Source organism: Paenibacillus lupini (assembly GCF_011761355.1).
In the GTDB taxonomy this organism is placed as follows: Bacteria; Bacillota; Bacilli; order Paenibacillales; family Paenibacillaceae; genus Pristimantibacillus; species Pristimantibacillus lupini.
On the sequence record NZ_JAASRW010000004.1, the window covers coordinates 374,553 to 392,347 of the forward strand.

Genomic DNA, 17,795 nt, shown 5'->3' on the forward strand with positions numbered 1-17,795 from the left:
GGGGAACCAATGAGTAACGAAACGAGAGTTCGCAGCGCTGCTGCACTGGCGGGCCGACTTACAGATATACGAAGGGAGCTTCATCAGAACCCGGAGTTGTCTCATGAGGAATTCGAGACGACCATTCGGATTCGCAGGTGGCTTAAAGAAGCCGGAATTAGAATTGCCGAGTATCCTCTGCAGACTGGTGTTATTGCAGAGATCGGCGGGCAGCGGCCTGGTCCGGTTATAGCCCTTCGGGCTGATATCGATGCACTTCCGATTCAGGAGGAGACCGGCCTGCCGTTCGCTTCCACCGTACCGGAGAAGATGCATGCCTGTGGTCATGATTTTCATACGGCAGCGATTATCGGAACCGCTTATTTGTTGAAAGAACGTGAAAATGAGCTGCAGGGTACAGTTCGGCTGATCTTCCAGCCGGCTGAAGAGAAGGCGAAAGGTGCGCGGCAAGTGATTGCCAGCGGTGCTCTGGAAGGTGTCCGGGCTATATTTGGTCTGCATAATAAGCCGGATCTGCCGGTTGGCACGATTGGTATTAAAGGCGGGCCACTTATGGCAGCGGCAGACGGTTTTGTAGTTGAAGTAGCGGGTCAAGGATCGCATGCCGCTGTTCCGGAGGCTGGTAATGATCCGGTTGTAACGGCGTCGCATATCGTCACCGCATTGCAATCGATTGTGAGTCGTAATGTAGGTGCACTTGATAGCGCAGTTATTAGTGTCACGAAGCTGAACAGTGGTACCGCGTGGAATGTCATTCCGGAAAAGGCTGTATTGGAAGGGACAATTCGCACCTTTGACGCTGATGTCCGCCGCCGGGTGCGTGAACGTTTCGATCAGGTTGTCGAGGGAGTTGCAATTGCCTTTGGCACTACAGCAAAAGTTCGCTGGATCGAAGGTCCACCCCCTGTCAGCAATGATGAGGGATTGGCCGAGCTGGCATGGCGGGAAGCAGAGCATCTGGAATTGCTTCCGATTGCTCCCGTACCATCGCTGGCAGGAGAAGACTTCGCCGCGTACCAGCAGCTGGTGCCGGGTCTGTTTGTTTTTGTAGGGACGGATGGCCCAAGAGAGTGGCATCATCCAGCATTTGATTTGGACGAACGTGCATTGCCGATTGCTGCTGATTTCTTTGCGGGAACGGCACTGCGTGCACTTACGGAACTCGCTTCTGAAGCAGGCGAGGGGACGGAAGCTTAAGCCTAATTTCACTTTCACGCTTTAAGAAGGCGGCGTCAACACCAGCCAACTCATAACAATCGGAGGGATTCCAATGAGTGCAATCGATATTCAAGCCTATTTGGATACACATCTAGTACTGACTCAGGCTATCGCAGGGTTAGACGAAGAGCAGTTGAAATGGAAAGAAACCGAAGCCAAATGGAGTGTAACGGAAGTTCTCTCTCATCTGGCCGATCACAATATTGTAGTATCATTCCGTATTCGCGACATTCTAGCCGATACGAAGGCGCAGCTTCCTGCTTTTAATCAAGACCTTTGGGTATCCGGTCAACATTCCAATGACGGTAATGCAGCTGATATTTTGAACGTATTCTGGGCGTTGCTGCAATATAACGGTCTGCTGTTTGGCCGATTAAGCGAGCAGGATCTAGATAAGACGGGTATCAACTTCAAAGGCGAAACGGTCCGCGTACGTGATATTATTCAAGGCTTCACGAAGCATGTACACCACCATCTGGGACAGATTGACCGAATCAAAGCAGCTTACCAGGCTCAAAGCTCGGTAGCACAAGGGGGAAATGTGTAATGGCGACTCGTAAACAATTAAAGCTTGGCGCGATGCTTCATGGTGTCGGCAGCAGTACTTCGTTATGGAGACATCCGGAGATTCCATCCGATGCAAGCGTGAACTTTGAGCTGTACAAATCATGGGTAGAGAAAGCGGAAACGGGTAAGTTTGATCTGGCTTTTATCGCTGACGGTCTTTATATTAATGAAAAATCGATCCCGCATTTCCTTAACCGCTTTGAGCCTATCACGATATTGAGTGCACTGGCAGCAGTCAGCAAGCATATTGGTCTCGTTGGCACATTGTCGACCTCCTACAGTGAGCCATTTACAGTTGCACGCCAGTTCGGTTCGCTTGATGTGATCAGCGGCGGCCGTGCAGGCTGGAATATCGTCACTTCCCCGCTTGAAGGCTCCGCGCTTAACTATGGCAAGAAAGAGCATCCCGACCACGATAAACGGTACCGGATCGCGACGGAATATTTGGAAGTTACACGCGGCTTGTGGGATTCCTGGGAGGATGACGCATTCGTTCGTGACAAAGAATCGGGCGTATTCTTTGATCCAGCCAAGCTGCATGCCTTAAATCATGAAGGCGAGTTCTTCTCGGTGAAGGGTCCTCTTAATATCGCTCGCTCGAAGCAAGGGCAGCCGGTTGTTTTCCAAGCAGGGTCTTCCGAAGTTGGCAAAGATTATGCAGCGAAGCATGCGGATGCGATCTTTACGGGTCATGAATCCGTTGAAGAGGCTGTTTCGTTCTACCAGGACGTGAAGCATCGTGCAGTCGGATTCGGACGAAATCCGGACAATGTCCTCGTCTTCCCGGGTATCGGTCCAATTATCGGCAGCACGGAGGAAGAAGCTGAACGTAAATATCAAGAGGTTAGTGATCTGGTATCAGCGGAAAATGCTCTGCTCTATCTTGGGCGTTTCTTCGAGCATCATGACTTCTCTCAATATGATCTGGATGCGCCATTCCCGGATCTGGGAGATCTCGGCCGCAACAGCTTCCAAAGCAGCACGGACAAAATCAAAGCAAATGCCAAGGCACGCGGCCTGACGCTTCGCCAGGTGGCATTGTCGGTAGCAACTCCTCGTCCTATCTTTATTGGTACGCCAGAACAGGTCGCAGACCGGGTTCAAGAATGGTTCGAAGCAGGTGCTGCTGACGGATTTATGGTCGGATCTTCGGTACCGCATGGACTTGAAGATTTCATTGAGCATGTTGTGCCAATCTTGCAGGAGCGCGGGTTGTTCCGCACCGAGTACGAAGGCGATACGCTACGCGGTAATCTGGGTCTGCCGATTCCGGCTAACCGTTACACGAAAGAAGCTGAGCACGTTTGATTTTAAACAGGGAAGCAGTAAATGCGATGCTTGATTTTGCGGGGACTCTGCAGGAAGAGCTTGTAGCTATTCGGCGTGATCTGCATCAGCATCCCGAACTGTTGTACAGTACGGACCGCACGGCAAGTATCGTAGCGCAGCTTCTAAAGGAATGGGGGATCGACGTCACTACTGGCGTCGGCCCCCATTTTGGCAAAGGCGTAGTTGGCGTGCTGCGCGGCAGACTGGAAGGCGGCCGGACGATTTTGCTGCGGGCGGACATGGACGCTCTGCCGATCACGGAGCAGAATGATGTCGACTATCGATCCCATATCGATGGGATTATGCATGCCTGCGGCCATGATGCACATACGGCTATGCTGCTTGGAGCGGCAAAGACGCTTGCAGCTTATCGGGAGAGCTTTGCTGGTGAGGTCCGGTTTGTCTTCCAACCGGCGGAGGAGGGAGCATTGCCAAGTCCGCTTGACGGAAGACTGCTCTCCGGCGGACGGGATATGATTGATGCGGGTATTCTGGATGGAGTGGACCGTTGCTATGCGCTGCATGTATGGCCGGAGCTTGCTGCCGGAACAATCGGCATTCATCCGCATTATGCGATGGCAGCTTCTTCTCATTTCCACGTGACGTTCCACGGAAAAAACGGGCATCACAGTACGCCTCATCTCGCGGTAGATGCTATTCAGATGACGGCTTCCTACATCGCAGCAGTAAACGGGCTGATGGCAAATGGCGTCGATCCGAAGGAGCAGGCTGTGCTTGCGTTTGGAACGGTGCGTGCTGGGACGGTCATTAATGCGATTGCGGAGCAGAGTGTTATAAATGGCACCTTCCGTGCCTTCAGCAAATCAACAGTAGCAGCGATAACCGATGGACTCGATCGTCATGCGCGTGCGGCAGCTCTTTCCTATGGCGGTTCCTATGAAATTGCGCTTCGTGAGGGTATCGCAGTGGTTAATGACAGTGAAGCTGTAGATGAAGTTGTCCAAGCCGGTACTGCTGTTCTTGGTGAGGAAAACGTGCTGAAGCAGCACACGCCAAGCCTTGCCGGTGAGGATTTTGGCTGGTATCTTGACCGTGTGCCGGGTGCTTTTATTTTGCTGGGCTGCCGAGATGAGGCAGTTGGCAACCAGGAGGGGCTGCATCATCCCAGATTTAATCTGGATGAAGCTATACTCGTCCATGGTACTAGACTGCTTGTTCAACTCGCTGCAGGATCATAGGTGAAACGGGACTGTTTCAGCTTTTAACTGAATCCGACATGTGGCTGCATTGCACATCTGCCAATCCTCCTAGGCTAAGTCAGTACGGTGCGAAAATGCACCGACGCCAGAATGTACTTTATCCAACAGAATGATGCATCCGAGCCAAGCAAACATGGTTACATTGGATTCTATCCAGCAGAATATAGTACAGAGGCGGAGATAGCTCATAAATGCGTTGAAGTGACTGGATGGAATCCAATATAACCCGAGGTAGTACAATTGCCAGATCGATTACGTTGGATGAAGTCCAACGAAAGGATGAGAAAGTTATTTTCATGAAGAAGAAACAGTTAAAACAACACTAGCTGCTCCCTACTTTATTCAAAAGCGGGACCTCCCATCGTCATTATATGACGTATGAGAGGTCCCTTTTTATACCGTAAATCCTTCACCCATAGATGATTACTAATGGTCGATAGAAGAGATTTATACGCTATTGTGCGGCCTGAGGCTGGGTGATACAGTATTGCCAAGGTAAAAACCTACTAAACATATTGGTTATTAGATATATTGGAAGTTTAAACAAATTTGGATAAAAGGCGGAGTGTATATGACAAAGAAGAGAGAACTGAAATTGGGAGCTATTATTCATGGTGTCGGCGGAGGCAGCACAGGCTGGAGGCATCCAGATATTCCATCTGATGCAAGCGTTAATATCGGTTTTTATAAACAGCAGGCGCTTAAAGCAGAGGAAGGCAAATTTGATTTCCTCTTTATAGCTGATGGTCTGTATATTACAGAAAAATCGATTCCTCACTTCTTGAATCGTTTCGAGCCTATTACTATTCTCTCGGCACTTGGCGCTGTCACTTCGAACATTGGGCTTGTTGGCACGTTGTCCACTTCTTATAGCGAACCGTTTACGGTTGCACGTCAATTCTCGTCGATCGATCATATCAGCGGCGGCCGCGCAGGCTGGAATGTCGTTACATCCCCGCTTGAAGGCAGTGCGCTTAACTTTGGAGGCAAACAGCATCCCGCACATTCGGAACGTTACCGGATTGCAGAGGAGTATTTGGAAGTAGCAAAAGGCTTGTGGGATTCCTGGGAAGATGATGCTTTTATCAGGGATAAAGAATCAGGCGTATTCTTTGATCCAGAGAAGCTGCACCGCTTGAACCATCAAGGGGAATTCTTCTCCGTTCAAGGACCACTGAATATTGCACGTTCGAAGCAAGGACAGCCGGTTGTATTTCAAGCAGGATCTTCCGAGAGCGGACGTAATCTTGCTGCGAAGACAGCAGATGCGGTATTTACAGGGCCAGAGTCGATTGAGGATGCGAAGGAGTTTTACCATGATGTGAAGCAGCGGATTGCTAATAACGGTCGTAATCCAGAGCATACGCTTATTTTCCCAGGCATCGGACCAATTATCGGCGCTACGCAGGAAGAAGCGGAAGAGAAGTACCGTCAGATTGCTGACCTGGTCACAATTGAGAAGGCTCTCGACCATTTGGGAAGATTTTTCGAGCATCATGACTTCTCGCAATATGAGCTGGATGCACCGTTCCCGGATCTTGGCGATTTCGGTTCGAACAGCTTCCGCAGTACAACGGACAAAATCAAACGTCGTGCTAAGGAGCAGGGACTTACGCTTCGCGAAGTAGCCTTGCAGGCAGCAACGCCGCGCAACGCTTTTATCGGAACTGCTGAATATGTAGCGGATCAGCTCCAGCAGTGGTTCGAAGAAGAAGCGGCAGATGGATTTATTATTGCAGCAGCAACGCCGGGCGGCTTGGATGATTTTGTAGAGCAGGTTGTTCCGATTCTGCAGGAGCGCGGATTGTACCGTACGGAGTATGAGGCAGACACCCTTCGTGGCAATCTTGGTATCCCTGTTCCTGAGAACCGTTATGCAGCAGCTCGTAAACAGCCAGGCGTTACCATCAACTAACCAATTAGGAGAGATACCATGAATAGAAATAGATCACGATTCCAAAGCTCGGCTGCTGTACTGTTGGTATTGGCACTGGTGCTGTCGGCGTGCGCTTCGAATAAGGGAGAGAACAATAAGAGCCAGCAAGCGCAGCAGTCGGATACACCAACCACTGCTGCTACTGAAGTCAAACAAGGAGGAGAGCTCACCTACGCACTTGCAACTTCTCCGGATACACTGGATCCACATCGCAGCGGTCTAGCTGTTGCCGTACGTGTCATTCGTACGATCTATGATTCTCTGGTTGTTCAGTTACCGGATAATTCGATCAAGCCGTGGCTCGCTACTTCGTGGGAGATTTCCGAAGATGGCCTGAGCTATACTTTCAAGCTCCGTCAGGATGTGAAGTTCCAGGACGGCACACCGTTTAATGCGGAAGCGGTCAAATATAACTTCGATCGTATTCTCGATCCGGCTACGAAAGCCGCTAATGCCGCAGCACTTCTTGTGCCGTATCAGTCGTCGGAGGTTATTGATGAATATACGGTTAAGCTGAATCTGGCCACGCCGTCACGAGCATTTCTCGGTAATCTAAGCCAAGCACTGCTTGGTATCGTATCGCCAACAGCAGCGAAGAAAGATGGCGATCAATTTGGTCTAAACCCTGTTGGTACGGGTCCGTTCAAGTTCGTGAAATGGGAAGAGAACGCAGAAATTCAAGTGACACGTAATCCTGATTATAAATGGGCATCGGAGCTTGTAACGAATACAGGTGCACCGTATCTGGATGGCATCACCTTCAAAATCGTACCTGAGGAAGCCACTCGGATCGGCAGTGTGCAGAGCGGTCAAGTGTTAGCAGCAGAAACCGTTCCACCGCAAAATATCGTTGCCTTAAAAGGTGATTCGAAAGTTCAACTGTTTGAAGCTAATACCGTTGGTCTGCCGTATACGTTGTTCTTTAATCAGGATCACGAACCGTGGAATGATGTCAAAGCCAGACAGGCGGTACAACTGGCTGTTGACGTAGACAGTATTGTGAAGACCCTTTACCTCGGTACATATGACCGCGCATGGTCGCCGCTAACACCGGGCACCTTCGGTTATGATCCAACGCTTGAGAACAGCGTGAAGCCTGATCTGGAGAAAGCAGGAGCACTGCTGGATGAGATTGGCTGGGTAAAAGGAGCAGATGGTATTCGCGAGAAGGACGGTAAGAAGCTTAGTCTGCATTATGTGGACGGAACACCAAACCGTGAGAAGCGCAATGATATCGCAGTTATCATTCAACAGCAGTTGAAGGCTCTTGGCGTTGCGGTTGAGGTGGAGATTACGAAGGATATCCGCACAATTGTCTATACGAACGGCAGTTATGATCTCTATGGCAACAGCCAAGTAAACTCGGATCCGAATGCGCTCTATTCCTTCTATCATTCTACTGATCCGAAGGCTCTGCCGTCGCTCACGCGCTTATCCGATCCGTCAATCGACAAGCTGCTGGAGCAGGGGCGTATAGAAACGGATGATACGAAGCGGGCGGACATTTATAAACAAATTCAGCATTATATTATCGATCAGGCAGTCATCCTTCCAATTTATGTATTCCCATACACAGTAGCGGCGGATAAATCCGTGAAAGGACTTGTCTTTGATTCACTTGGCTATCCACTGTTCAATGCGGTATCAATCGGTTCATAAACGGAAGGGAGGCGGCTCTTCATGTTCATCGCCGGACGCATTCTATCTTCCTTGCTAGTCATCGCGGGCACCTTAGTGCTGGTGTTCGCGATTCTCTATGTACTCCCAGGCGACCCGACGGATACAATGCTTGATCCGTCGGTTGCCACGCCTGAGATGGTTGCGAATTTGAAGCATCAATTAGGTACAGACCAACCCTTCTATATTCAGTTCTCCCGGTATATAAGCGATATGGTGCGGGGGGATTTCGGAAACTCCCTATTAAATTCCGAACCGGTGCTGAATAAAATCATCGATCATTTTCCAGCTACGCTTGCCCTTACGGCAGTTAGTGCTTTGGTTGCAGCTGTATTTGGCCTCGTATTAGGTGTCCTCTCGGCTATTCATCGGAATGGCCCAATTGATCTGATTGCCCGAGTTGTGGGACTGTTCGGCATCTCTATGCCGACCTTCTGGTCGGGTATTCTGCTCATTGTATTGTTTAGTCTTAATCTGGGCTGGTTCCCGGCAATGGGATCTGGCGGATGGAAAACGCTGGTGCTTCCGGCCTTAACACTTGGAATAGTTGGGGCTGGCTTCATCGTAAGGATGGTGCGGAGCAGCATGCTTGATATTATCAATGAGCATTTTATGCTGACACTACGCGCCAAAGGATTGTCCGAACGAATTGTGATGTATAAGCATGCGCTGCGCAACGCGCTTATTCCAGCTGTGACAATGGTCGGCATGCTGATCGGGGAAATGCTGGCAGGTACCGTTGTCATTGAGACGGTATTCTCGCGCCAGGGCATTGGCCGGATTATGTCTGATGCCCTGATGGCGAAGGATCTTCCGGTTGTGCAGGGCGTTATCTTTTTCACAGCGCTGATCTATGTCATCGTGAATCTGCTTGTCGACTTGTCATACACCGTTATAGATCCGAGAGTAAGGCGCTCTACGTAAGGAGAAGGGAGCTGAAATTCGCATGCGTGAAGCAGCTACAGCCAGTACGATCTGGCAGAAGCAAAGAGGGCGGCGGCTTGCCGCTATTCGGTTTAGACGATTTACGGCATCTAATCTGTTCGTGCTTGGAGCTGTCACTGTCGTATTGTTCATCGTGGCTTGTGCCATCGTACCTTCCATCATCGCCCCCTATTCACCAACGGAGATGTTAACGGACAGTATCATGCAGCCGCCAAGTGCGGCTCACCTGTTTGGGACGGATTATTTTGGCCGGGATATATTCAGTGTTGTTGTGTACGGAAGCCGTGATTCTTTGTTTATCGGGTTCGCATCCGTTATCGTTGGCGGGCTGGCAGGCGGAGCTATTGGCGCCTTGTCGGGTTATGCAGGAGGCTGGCTTGATGCAGTGCTGATGCGCTGCAATGATATTTTGATGACGATTCCCGGTATTTTGCTGGCACTAGCCATTGCAGGCGCACTTGGAAAAAGCTTGTTTAATATTGTGCTGGCTGTGGCGGTAGCCTCCATTCCGGGTTATGCCCGTATTATGAGATCGCAGATCATTAGTATTAAGGGCCGGACATTTATTCAAGCCTCACAGGCGGCTGGCGCTTCACCGCTTCATATTTTCTGGAAGCATGTCCTGCCCAATTCGCTTTCTCCGCTGCTTGTGATGGCGACAATCGGCGTAGGGACATCAATTCTGACTGGCTCAGGACTTAGCTTTCTTGGTCTTGGTGTTCTTCGGGAAGTACCTGATTGGGGGACACTTCTATCGCAGGGACGCGGCTATCTGACGGTAGCTTGGTGGATTTGTACTTTCCCAGGCGTTGCGATTACGTTGTTTGTGCTTGCGGTCAATATCATTGGCGACAGGTTGAGAGATCAGCTGGATCCGAAGAAAAGTATGAGGTAGGAAGGAGGCGGGAGCATTGCTTGATATTAAGGAGCTGTCTGTAGGGTTTCGTACGAAGCATGGCCCGCTGCAAGCTATTACGAATATATCGTTCTCCATACAGCCGGGGGAGACTGTCTGTCTTGTTGGCGAGTCGGGCAGCGGAAAAACCGTTACCTCCAAAGCGATTATGCGGCTGATTGATTATGAGAATGGCTCAATTACACATGGAAGTATTGTGCTGCAGGGGCGGGATATAGCATCGCTGCCGGAAGCTGAGCTTCGGCAATTACGCGGGAAGCGGGTTGCGATGGTATTTCAGGAGCCAATGGCGGCATTTGACCCTGTCTTCACCATTGGACAACAGATTGTGGAGACGATTATACAGCATGAACGGATCAGCCGGCGAGAGGCTTGGGTACGAGGCACCGAGCTGCTCACCCGTGTTGGAATACCTGAGCCTGCCATTCGGATGAAGCAGTATCCCGGTGAATTATCCGGCGGCATGCTTCAACGGGCCATGATTGCAATGGCACTCTCCTGTGGGCCGGAGCTGCTAATCGCCGATGAACCAACGACCGCACTTGATGTGACAATTCAGGCTCAAATCTTGCAGCTGCTGCAGGAATTGAAGCGGGAATTTGGGATGTCGATTCTGCTCATTACTCATGACCTGGGTATTGCTGCGGAGATGGCTGACCGAATTGTCGTTATGTATGCTGGTCAGATCGTCGAGCAAGGAACAGCTGCAGAGCTATTCGCGAAGCCGCGCCATCCGTACACAAGAGGACTGCTGCAATCCATTCCGCCTCTAGATAGTGTACGTGGTGAGCGGCTGTATGCTATTCAAGGATCAATACCGTCACTGGCTGCACTGCCGAGCGGCTGTTTGTTTCACCCTCGCTGCGAGTATGCGACCGATCGCTGCAGAGCCGAAGCGCCGCCGCTTACTGAGCGGAATGGCAGCGGGGCTGCCTGCTGGCATGAAGATCGAGTTGCTGCAGAAGCGGCAGTCATTCTTCATAAAGGGAATATTCGAATGGATGAGCCGGCTCTGTTGGAAGGACAGTTCACGGAAGCTGAGTCCCGCAGTGAAAGCGAAACGCTGTTTGTGGCAGAGCATCTGCATAAATATTATCCGGTCAAGCGTAAAAGCTTTACAGCCCCTCGTGCCTTCATCCGGGCGGTAGACGATGTCTCCTTCTCCATTCGGAAAAACGAGACGTTTGGTCTGGTTGGGGAATCAGGAAGCGGTAAATCTACACTAGGTCGTGTTCTGCTGCAGATGGAGCAGGCTACTTCAGGGAAAGTGCAGTTTCAAGGGAGGGAACTGACCAGTCTTGATGGCGCTGAGCTTCGTTCCATGAGACGGGATATGCAGGTTATTTTTCAAGATCCTTATGGTTCCCTTAATCCAAGATGGACGATTGGGGACAGTATTGCCGAGCCGCTTAAGGTACATAGTGTGATGACGGGTTACGAGCGTAAGCATCGTGTGGAGGAATTACTGCAGCTGGTTGGTCTTGATGCGGCCAGCAGCGGCAAATATCCACATGAGTTCTCGGGCGGTCAGCGGCAGCGGATCGGCATTGCCCGGGCAATCGCCTTGAATCCAAGCTTTATTCTTGCAGATGAAGCAGTATCTGCGCTTGATGTTTCCGTCCAGGCACAAATTGTGAATTTGCTTCAAGAGCTTCAGCAGCAGCTAGGGTTGACGTACTTATTCATCGCTCATGGCTTACAGGTTGTGCGACATATTTCAGACCGGATTGGCGTTATGTATTTAGGCAAGTTAGTTGAAATTGCGCCTAGTGATGAACTGTTCCGTCGTCCAGCTCACCCTTATACGAAGCTGCTCATTGACTCGATTCCGCAGCCTATTCCAGGTCAGAATAGCATCGTTGCTGCCATCCAAGGTGAAATTCCATCACCTGCCAATCCTCCTAGCGGTTGCCGGTTCCATCCCCGTTGCCCGTTTGCAACGGAACGATGCAGGAAGGAGCAGCCGGAGCTTCGCCCACTAGGTGAGGATCGATACGCCGCCTGCCACTACACACTTATATGAAGCAGAATCAGCAGCAAGAGTCGGCCTCGTCTTTTCCAGCGTTCTGGCCGGTGCTGACGGCTATATTCATTGGCTCTTTCGTCGGCATGTATCATGTCGTCTCCCTGAACGTATCGCTCCCCGGTTTTATTCGTATATTTGGTACGGAGCTGCAGACCGTCCAGTGGATGATGACCGGATTTACACTAGCAAGCGGCATCGTTGTTCCGATCAGCGGTTATGCGATGGAACGGTTCGGCTGCAAGCGTTTATTCCTATTCGCAATCGGGGGCATTACCGTAAGCTCGTTTTTATGTGCACAAGCGTGGAATGTTGAGGCGCTTATTGCCTTTCGTATTTTGCAGGGACTCTTCTGCGGGCTTATCCAGCCGGTTTCTCTGGCTTTAATCTACAGATCAATTCGAGTGGAGAAACAGTCCTTTGCCCTAAGTGTATGGTCGTTCGCGACTGTACTTGGTACAGCGATTGGTCCGTCGTTAAGCGGCTGGCTGCAAAGCTTTGATTGGCATCTTATTTTTCTTGTGACGGTGCCTGTTGGGATCATCGCATGGGTTGTAGGTGCAGCTGTCATTCCGAAGGACCAGGCGAACGGCCTTGCAAGGCTGGATTGGCCTGGTTTGCTGCTTGCTACGGGTGGAAGTCTTGCTCTGCTCCTGCTCTTCGGCAACATGAACGCATGGGGATGGGACAGCATTCTTACTTGGACGATGCTGATTGTTGGTGTTGGCTGTTTTGTTTTCTTTGTACGGCAGGAGCGCAGCAGTGATCATCCTCTCCTGCAGCTTCGGCTGCTGCTCAATCCGAGATTTTCGCTTAGTCTTATGGCTTCCCTCATCTTATCTTTTGGACTTTATGCGGTTGTCTATTTCATGCCGCTGTTATTAGTAGAGATGAAAGGCTTATCGCCTTTCAAGATAGGGCTCTTGTTCCTGCCTGCAGCCGGATGCTTAACCGTTGCTACGTTTGCGGCAGGAAGATGGTACAGCCGTATTGGTCCTGCCAGACTCATTATGATTGGCTGTACGATTTTGTTCATAAGTACTTATTATTTTAGTAAGATGCCTTCGGAAACCAGTCTTGTTGTGATTATTATTTGGCTGGCTGTCCGTAATATCGGAACCGGCCTTGCCTCGACACCAACAACAAACGCAAGCATGTCAGCTGTTCCTAAAGAGTGGATCGGGCATGCATCCGCTTTGCTGAATTGGCTGAGACAAGTATTTAGCGCTATGGCGTTAGGATTATGTACTTCGTTATTTTATTCTCGGTTAGAGCTTCATCAATCTGAATTAGGCGGCGGTGGTGAGGGAACCAGTCAATATCGCCTTGCTTACATGCATAGCATTCATGATGTCTTTCTAGTATCAAGCATCATTGTGGTCTGTGCAATTCCAATTGCGCTGCTGCTTGGCAGACGAATGCCGGCGCCCGTTACGACACCAAAGGAGAGTGAAAGCTTATGAAATTCATCTGGTTCAGCCTTGTCATGAATCTCACAAACCCGTTGACAGGCGAGCAGTTCACGACCAGTGAAAAATTTGAAAATATAATCAAGCAGGCTGAGCTTACCGAACAGCTGGGGTTCGATGGTTATGGCATTGGTGAGCGCCATGGAGCGCCATTCCTGTCGTCTTCACCGCCGCTGCTGTTATCGGCTATAGCTGCAAGGACTTCCCGTATCCGACTGCTTACTGCTGTAACCGTACTAAGTGTGCTTGATCCGGTTCGGGTTGCAGAGGATTACGCGACTCTTGATCATTTGTCCGGCGGACGACTCGAGATGATCATCGGCAAAGGTAATGATCCACGGCATTATCCGCTGTTTGGCATTACGGAAGAGGAACAGTGGGATTCGATGGAGGAGCGGTATGAACTGCTGAGGCGTCTGTGGCAGGAGGAGAATGTGAGCTGGGAAGGGAAATATCGGCCAGCTCTTCATCAGGTGACCACGCAGCCAAGACCACTTCAGCGGCCGATTCCGATCTGGCATGGAAGCGCGTCCAGCACAAGGTCCACTGAACTTGCTGCACGTTACGGTGAGCCGATATTTTCCTCGAACAGCTTTCATCCTCAGGCCAAATACAAAGACCTAATTGATCATTATCGCGAGCGGCTAGCCTATTACGGTCACGATCCTCAGAAAGCTGTAGTTGGTGCCGGTGCAGGCAGCTTGTATATCGCTAATACGACGGAAGAGGCGATCCGCCGGTACCGCCCTTATTATCAGGCATTCCAAGCAACAGCCGCGGCTCAGCATAACCAATCACCGTTTACTTCACTGGAGGATAACATTGCGAGGGGTCCAAGTCTGATCGGAAGCCCGGATCAGATCATTGAGAAAATACTAAACTACCAAGCGGCCTTTGGTCATCAGGTGTTGTCCCTCAGCGTAGACGGCTTATCCGAAGCCGAGCAGCGCGAGCAGATGGAGCGGTTTGCAGCGGACATTGCACCCGTGCTGCGCCGGGAGGTACCGAGCAGCGTGTGGGAGGAGCAAGTGAAGAGAGTATCGGTATAACCCTGTTTTTGTAACGAAAAGCCCCTATCCGAGGATAGGGGCTTATTGTTGTTTCCGCTAGCCGGTTTAAACCGCCTCCTCAGCTTTATCGAATCCCCGCAGTAGACTCTCTGAAAAGAGGTTTCGTAAAGATATGAGCTACCTGATAAGGCTGCTCCGGATCATTGATTCTTGAGAGCAGCATTTCAGCTGCCTTCACGCCCATTTCGTTGCTGTAAATATGGACGGTTGTAAGATGGGGCTCGACGATCATCGACTCCGGCCCGTTATCAAACCCGCAGATTGCAACATCATGAGGAACGGAGATGTTTTTGTTTTTTAGCACCTTCATGAAGCTCACTCCAATAAAATCATTGGCGCAGATAAAGGCGGAGGGCAGCTTCTGCATCTCATTAAGACGTTCCTCCAGCCAGGATGGCCTGGAAAAGAAGAGGCGATCGTCGTCTACTATACATTGGCCAAGATCAAGCGGTATTCCGGCCTCGCTGAGAGCCCGATTGAATCCCAGCCAGCGTTCATTAAAGCTGAGACAGTGGTTATAATCACCGATAAATCCGAAGCTGGAGTAACCGTTTGTGATCAGCTCTTTTGTAAGCTGATAGACGCTATGCTGATTTTCCATCAGAAGAATATCCGCTTTGAATTCGGGATAACATACCGTGGAAGCGCAGTCTATAAATATAGTAGGCACGCCAAGGCTTGTAATTAATTCGCTATAAGCAGGGTTAAACATTTCAATACAAATAATGCCGTCTACATTCGACACATCGAAATTGTTAGGCAGGGATAACGAGGCCTGATCCACTTCTCTAATAATATGAAAAGACAGGTTGTAGCCCTCGGCACTGATCTGTTTCTCCAAGCCGCTGATCAGAGTCGAGCCGAAATGAGAGGTGTTCGGAAGATTAGCTGTCAATAAAGCGATATTCCCTGAATTTTTGGATAAAAGCTGCTCGCTCTCCAGATAAGAAAATTGCTTGTATTTTAACTCAATAGCTTTTTTGATTACTTTATTGCGTGTTTCCTCCGGAATTTCGGTTCGGCCATTTAATGCCTTGGAGGCGGTATTCCTGGATATGCCAAGCGCGTCGGCGATATCTTGAATGGTTACTTTTTCCTTAGTCATGCAGGTCTGCTCACCTCTTGCAATCTTTGTTCTCCTATTAATGTGTTTTTGTAAACTAAATTCATTCATATAGGTAATACAAATGTATAATAGTTTGCGACAAATAGCAATAAAAATCTTACAAATGCACAAGTGGCTTTACAAATGAATTAATTAAATATGGTCATAAGTAAATTGAAATGTGCAAAATGTGAGTGTAATTCCTTTTGAATATAATGTATTGCTTAGCTTTTAACTGAATTCTTCATCCTATTTCCAATTAAAACCAACATTATGTCAAAAATGAAGCGGGTTTTATTTCTATTTTGAACAATTCGACCTTCCAAATGCGCAAATTATTTTTTACAAAATATATTGACGTTTGCAAAGCCGTTTGATAAATTGTAAATGCAGCAAGTAAACAAAAAGGCTAACAATGAAAGCCCTTACTGCACAAACATAGAATACTTTTGTAAATGAACGGAGGTAAGTCTAACGCAATGGAAGCCAAACAGGCTCAAACAGCAGCAAGGTCCGGAAACGCAACCCTTGATTATTGGAGGAAGCATTACTTTCTCTACATCCTGATCGCTCCGGCACTAATTCTGACACTGGTATTCAAATATGGTCCGATGTATGGGGCCATTATTGCATTCAAGGACTTCAGTCCGATCAAGGGCATCATGGGAAGCGATTGGGTAGGGCTCTATAACTTCGAGAAGTTTCTGTCGTCACCGAATTTTGATGTTATTTTTATGAATACGCTTAAATTGAGCTTTTTCGGCCTTATTCTCGGATTTCCAATCCCCATTCTTCTTGCGCTTATGCTGAATCAGATCAGACATACCGGCGCTAAGAAAAATATACAGCTATTCTTGTACGCCCCTAACTTCATCTCGGTTGTTGTTGTGGTGGGGATGCTGTTTATCTTCCTGTCCCCGACAGGTCCGATTAACCATTTGATTACCCTAATAACAGGCGAACCCGTGATGTTCATGTCGCGTCCTGAGTATTTCCGTGCCATCTACATTTTGTCGGATATTTGGACCGGAGCAGGCTGGGCTTCCATTATATATGTAGCTGCACTTGCAAACGTTGATCCGGAGCTTCATCATGCGGCCAACCTAGACGGGGCAAACCTGCTTCAGCGCATCCGGCATATCGATTTGCCAACGATTCGCCCTATTATGGCGATTGTGTTTATTTTGGCTGCCGGCGGTATTATGTCGATTGGCTTCGAGAAGGCTTATCTGATGCAGACAGCCATGAACCTCCCAACCTCGGAGATTATTCCAACCTATGTGTACAAAATCGGGCTGCAATCCGGTGATTATGCTTATTCTGCGGCGGTTGGATTATTTAATTCCGCGATTAACGTCCTGCTGCTCATTACAGTTAATTTCATTGTGAAAAAGCTGAACGAGGGCGACGGCCTCTACTAAGAAAGGAGATGTATACATGGCTATCAAGCATTCCAGACTGGACCGCTTACTTCTTATATTAAACGGAATCTTCCTGACGCTTGCTGTACTCATCGTCGTTGTTCCTCTGCTTTATGTGGTGATTGCTTCCTTGATGGATCCGTCCACCCTGCTGAGCCGAGGCTTGTCCTTCAAGCTATCAGACTGGTCTATTGAAGGGTACAACAAGATTTTGTCCAATCCGGCGATGATTCGCGGCTTCGGCAATGCCGTCTTTTATGCTGTTTCTTTTTCCGTCCTGACGGTTGTCGTCTCCGTCTGTGCCGGATACTCCCTGTCGGATAACCGGCTAAAGGGTAAGGGGTTGTTCATGACCCTATTCATCATCACGATGTTCTTCAGCGGAGGGCTTATACCTACTTATTTACTTGTGAAAAATATGGGCCTGCTCAATACCGTATGGGCTGTCATTATACCGGGTGCCGTAAACGTATGGAATATCATCTTGTCGCGGACCTTTTTCAAAGGAGTGCCTTTGGAGCTGAAGGAAGCGGCCAATGTGGATGGAGCCTCGGAGATGCGGATTTTCATGCAGGTCGTTCTGCCGCTGTCGAAGCCAATCATCTTTGTTCTTGCTCTGTACGCTTTCGTTGGGCAGTGGAACTCCTACTTCGATGCGATGATTTATCTCGATAATCCGACTCTCCATCCGCTTCAGCTTGTCCTTCGTTCAATTCTGATTCAGAACCAGGTCGATCCGGGCATGATCAACGATCAACTGGCGGCAGCTGAATTGAAGCGATTATCAGAAATTATTAAATATGCAGCTATTGTTGTATCCAGCTTGCCTCTTATTATTATGTACCCGTTCTTCCAGAAGTACTTCGAGAAAGGTGTCATGGTCGGTTCCCTCAAGTAGG

14 protein-coding genes are annotated in these 17,795 nt (G+C 49.3%); 13 read left to right on the top strand and 1 reads right to left on the bottom strand.

Features of this window, described 5'->3' with window-relative positions; all coding sequences use genetic code 11:
* The first annotated feature begins 9 nt into the window (after positions 1 to 9).
* The 11 genes from FHS17_RS15195 to FHS17_RS15245 all read left to right on the top strand — a co-directional run bounded on the left by FHS17_RS15195 (position 10) and on the right by FHS17_RS15245 (position 14,349).
* On the top strand, positions 10 to 1,197 hold the full coding sequence (locus tag FHS17_RS15195) for an amidohydrolase (protein WP_167279251.1): 1,188 nt from the start codon (positions 10 to 12) through the stop codon (positions 1,195 to 1,197).
* A 73-nt stretch (positions 1,198 to 1,270) separates the two neighbouring features.
* Positions 1,271 to 1,765, top strand: a complete 495-nt coding sequence (locus FHS17_RS15200) for a DinB family protein (protein ID WP_167279252.1) — start codon at positions 1,271 to 1,273, stop codon at positions 1,763 to 1,765.
* A complete protein-coding gene (locus tag FHS17_RS15205; RefSeq protein ID WP_167279253.1) occupies positions 1,765 to 3,093 on the top strand; it encodes an LLM class flavin-dependent oxidoreductase in 1,329 nt (442 codons plus the stop codon). The genes FHS17_RS15200 and FHS17_RS15205 overlap by 1 nt, the downstream gene beginning before the upstream one ends.
* Positions 3,090 to 4,313: a M20 metallopeptidase family protein gene (locus FHS17_RS15210; protein ID WP_243865365.1), complete on the top strand. Its 1,224-nt coding sequence runs from the start codon at positions 3,090 to 3,092 to the stop codon at positions 4,311 to 4,313. The genes FHS17_RS15205 and FHS17_RS15210 overlap by 4 nt, the downstream gene beginning before the upstream one ends.
* 592 nt (positions 4,314 to 4,905) lie before the next feature.
* Entirely contained in the window at positions 4,906 to 6,249 is a 1,344-nt protein-coding gene (locus FHS17_RS15215; protein WP_167279254.1) for an LLM class flavin-dependent oxidoreductase, read from the top strand.
* An 18-nt stretch (positions 6,250 to 6,267) separates the two neighbouring features.
* Positions 6,268 to 7,929 carry an ABC transporter substrate-binding protein gene (locus FHS17_RS15220; protein ID WP_167279255.1) on the top strand — a complete coding sequence of 554 codons (1,662 nt, stop codon included), beginning with the start codon at positions 6,268 to 6,270 and terminating at the stop codon, positions 7,927 to 7,929.
* A gap of 21 nt (positions 7,930 to 7,950) precedes the next feature.
* Positions 7,951 to 8,871, top strand: coding sequence for an ABC transporter permease (locus FHS17_RS15225; RefSeq protein WP_167279256.1), 921 nt, complete (start codon positions 7,951 to 7,953; stop codon positions 8,869 to 8,871).
* Positions 8,872 to 8,893: 22 nt separating this feature from the next.
* Positions 8,894 to 9,787, top strand: a complete 894-nt coding sequence (locus tag FHS17_RS15230) for an ABC transporter permease (protein WP_167279257.1) — start codon at positions 8,894 to 8,896, stop codon at positions 9,785 to 9,787.
* Positions 9,788 to 9,803: 16 nt separating this feature from the next.
* Positions 9,804 to 11,831, top strand: a complete 2,028-nt coding sequence (locus FHS17_RS15235) for an ABC transporter ATP-binding protein (protein WP_167279258.1) — start codon at positions 9,804 to 9,806, stop codon at positions 11,829 to 11,831.
* Positions 11,828 to 13,294 (top strand): DHA2 family efflux MFS transporter permease subunit, encoded by a 1,467-nt coding sequence (locus FHS17_RS15240; protein ID WP_167279259.1) that lies wholly within the window; start codon positions 11,828 to 11,830, stop codon positions 13,292 to 13,294. Before FHS17_RS15235 ends, FHS17_RS15240 begins: the two co-directional genes overlap by 4 nt.
* Entirely contained in the window at positions 13,291 to 14,349 is a 1,059-nt protein-coding gene (locus FHS17_RS15245; protein ID WP_167279260.1) for an LLM class flavin-dependent oxidoreductase, read from the top strand. The genes FHS17_RS15240 and FHS17_RS15245 overlap by 4 nt, the downstream gene beginning before the upstream one ends.
* Before the next feature lie 85 nt (positions 14,350 to 14,434).
* Here FHS17_RS15245 and FHS17_RS15250 read toward each other — a convergent pair whose 3' ends face one another.
* The gene (locus FHS17_RS15250; RefSeq protein WP_167279261.1) at positions 14,435 to 15,475 is read right to left on the bottom strand and encodes a LacI family DNA-binding transcriptional regulator; all 1,041 of its coding nucleotides are present in this window, start codon (positions 15,473 to 15,475) and stop codon (positions 14,435 to 14,437) included.
* Positions 15,476 to 15,954: 479 nt separating this feature from the next.
* On the opposite strand from FHS17_RS15250, the gene FHS17_RS15255 reads away from it, so the two are divergent.
* Together FHS17_RS15255 and FHS17_RS15260 are read left to right on the top strand one after the other, a co-directional pair.
* Complete coding sequence (locus FHS17_RS15255) at positions 15,955 to 16,896, top strand: ABC transporter permease (RefSeq protein WP_167279262.1); 942 nt, start codon at positions 15,955 to 15,957, stop codon at positions 16,894 to 16,896.
* 16 nt (positions 16,897 to 16,912) lie between these two features.
* Positions 16,913 to 17,794, top strand: coding sequence for a carbohydrate ABC transporter permease (locus FHS17_RS15260; protein ID WP_167279263.1), 882 nt, complete (start codon positions 16,913 to 16,915; stop codon positions 17,792 to 17,794).
* Position 17,795: the final 1 nt, after the last annotated feature.

Excerpts from the sequence above, each read along its gene's own strand:
- FHS17_RS15225 (WP_167279256.1), top strand. The coding sequence starts at position 7,951 with ATGTTCATCGCCGGACGCATTCTATCTTCCTTGCTAGTCATCGCGGGC.
- FHS17_RS15205 (WP_167279253.1), top strand. The coding sequence starts at position 1,765 with ATGGCGACTCGTAAACAATTAAAGCTTGGCGCGATGCTTCATGGTGTC.
- FHS17_RS15245 (WP_167279260.1), top strand. The coding sequence starts at position 13,291 with ATGAAATTCATCTGGTTCAGCCTTGTCATGAATCTCACAAACCCGTTG.
- FHS17_RS15260 (WP_167279263.1), top strand. The coding sequence starts at position 16,913 with ATGGCTATCAAGCATTCCAGACTGGACCGCTTACTTCTTATATTAAAC.
- FHS17_RS15215 (WP_167279254.1), top strand. The coding sequence starts at position 4,906 with ATGACAAAGAAGAGAGAACTGAAATTGGGAGCTATTATTCATGGTGTC.
- FHS17_RS15200 (WP_167279252.1), top strand. The coding sequence starts at position 1,271 with ATGAGTGCAATCGATATTCAAGCCTATTTGGATACACATCTAGTACTG.
- FHS17_RS15240 (WP_167279259.1), top strand. The coding sequence starts at position 11,828 with ATGAAGCAGAATCAGCAGCAAGAGTCGGCCTCGTCTTTTCCAGCGTTC.
- FHS17_RS15230 (WP_167279257.1), top strand. The coding sequence starts at position 8,894 with ATGCGTGAAGCAGCTACAGCCAGTACGATCTGGCAGAAGCAAAGAGGG.
- FHS17_RS15255 (WP_167279262.1), top strand. The coding sequence starts at position 15,955 with ATGGAAGCCAAACAGGCTCAAACAGCAGCAAGGTCCGGAAACGCAACC.
- FHS17_RS15250 (WP_167279261.1), bottom strand. The coding sequence starts at position 15,475 with ATGACTAAGGAAAAAGTAACCATTCAAGATATCGCCGACGCGCTTGGC.
- FHS17_RS15220 (WP_167279255.1), top strand. The coding sequence starts at position 6,268 with ATGAATAGAAATAGATCACGATTCCAAAGCTCGGCTGCTGTACTGTTG.
- FHS17_RS15195 (WP_167279251.1), top strand. The coding sequence starts at position 10 with ATGAGTAACGAAACGAGAGTTCGCAGCGCTGCTGCACTGGCGGGCCGA.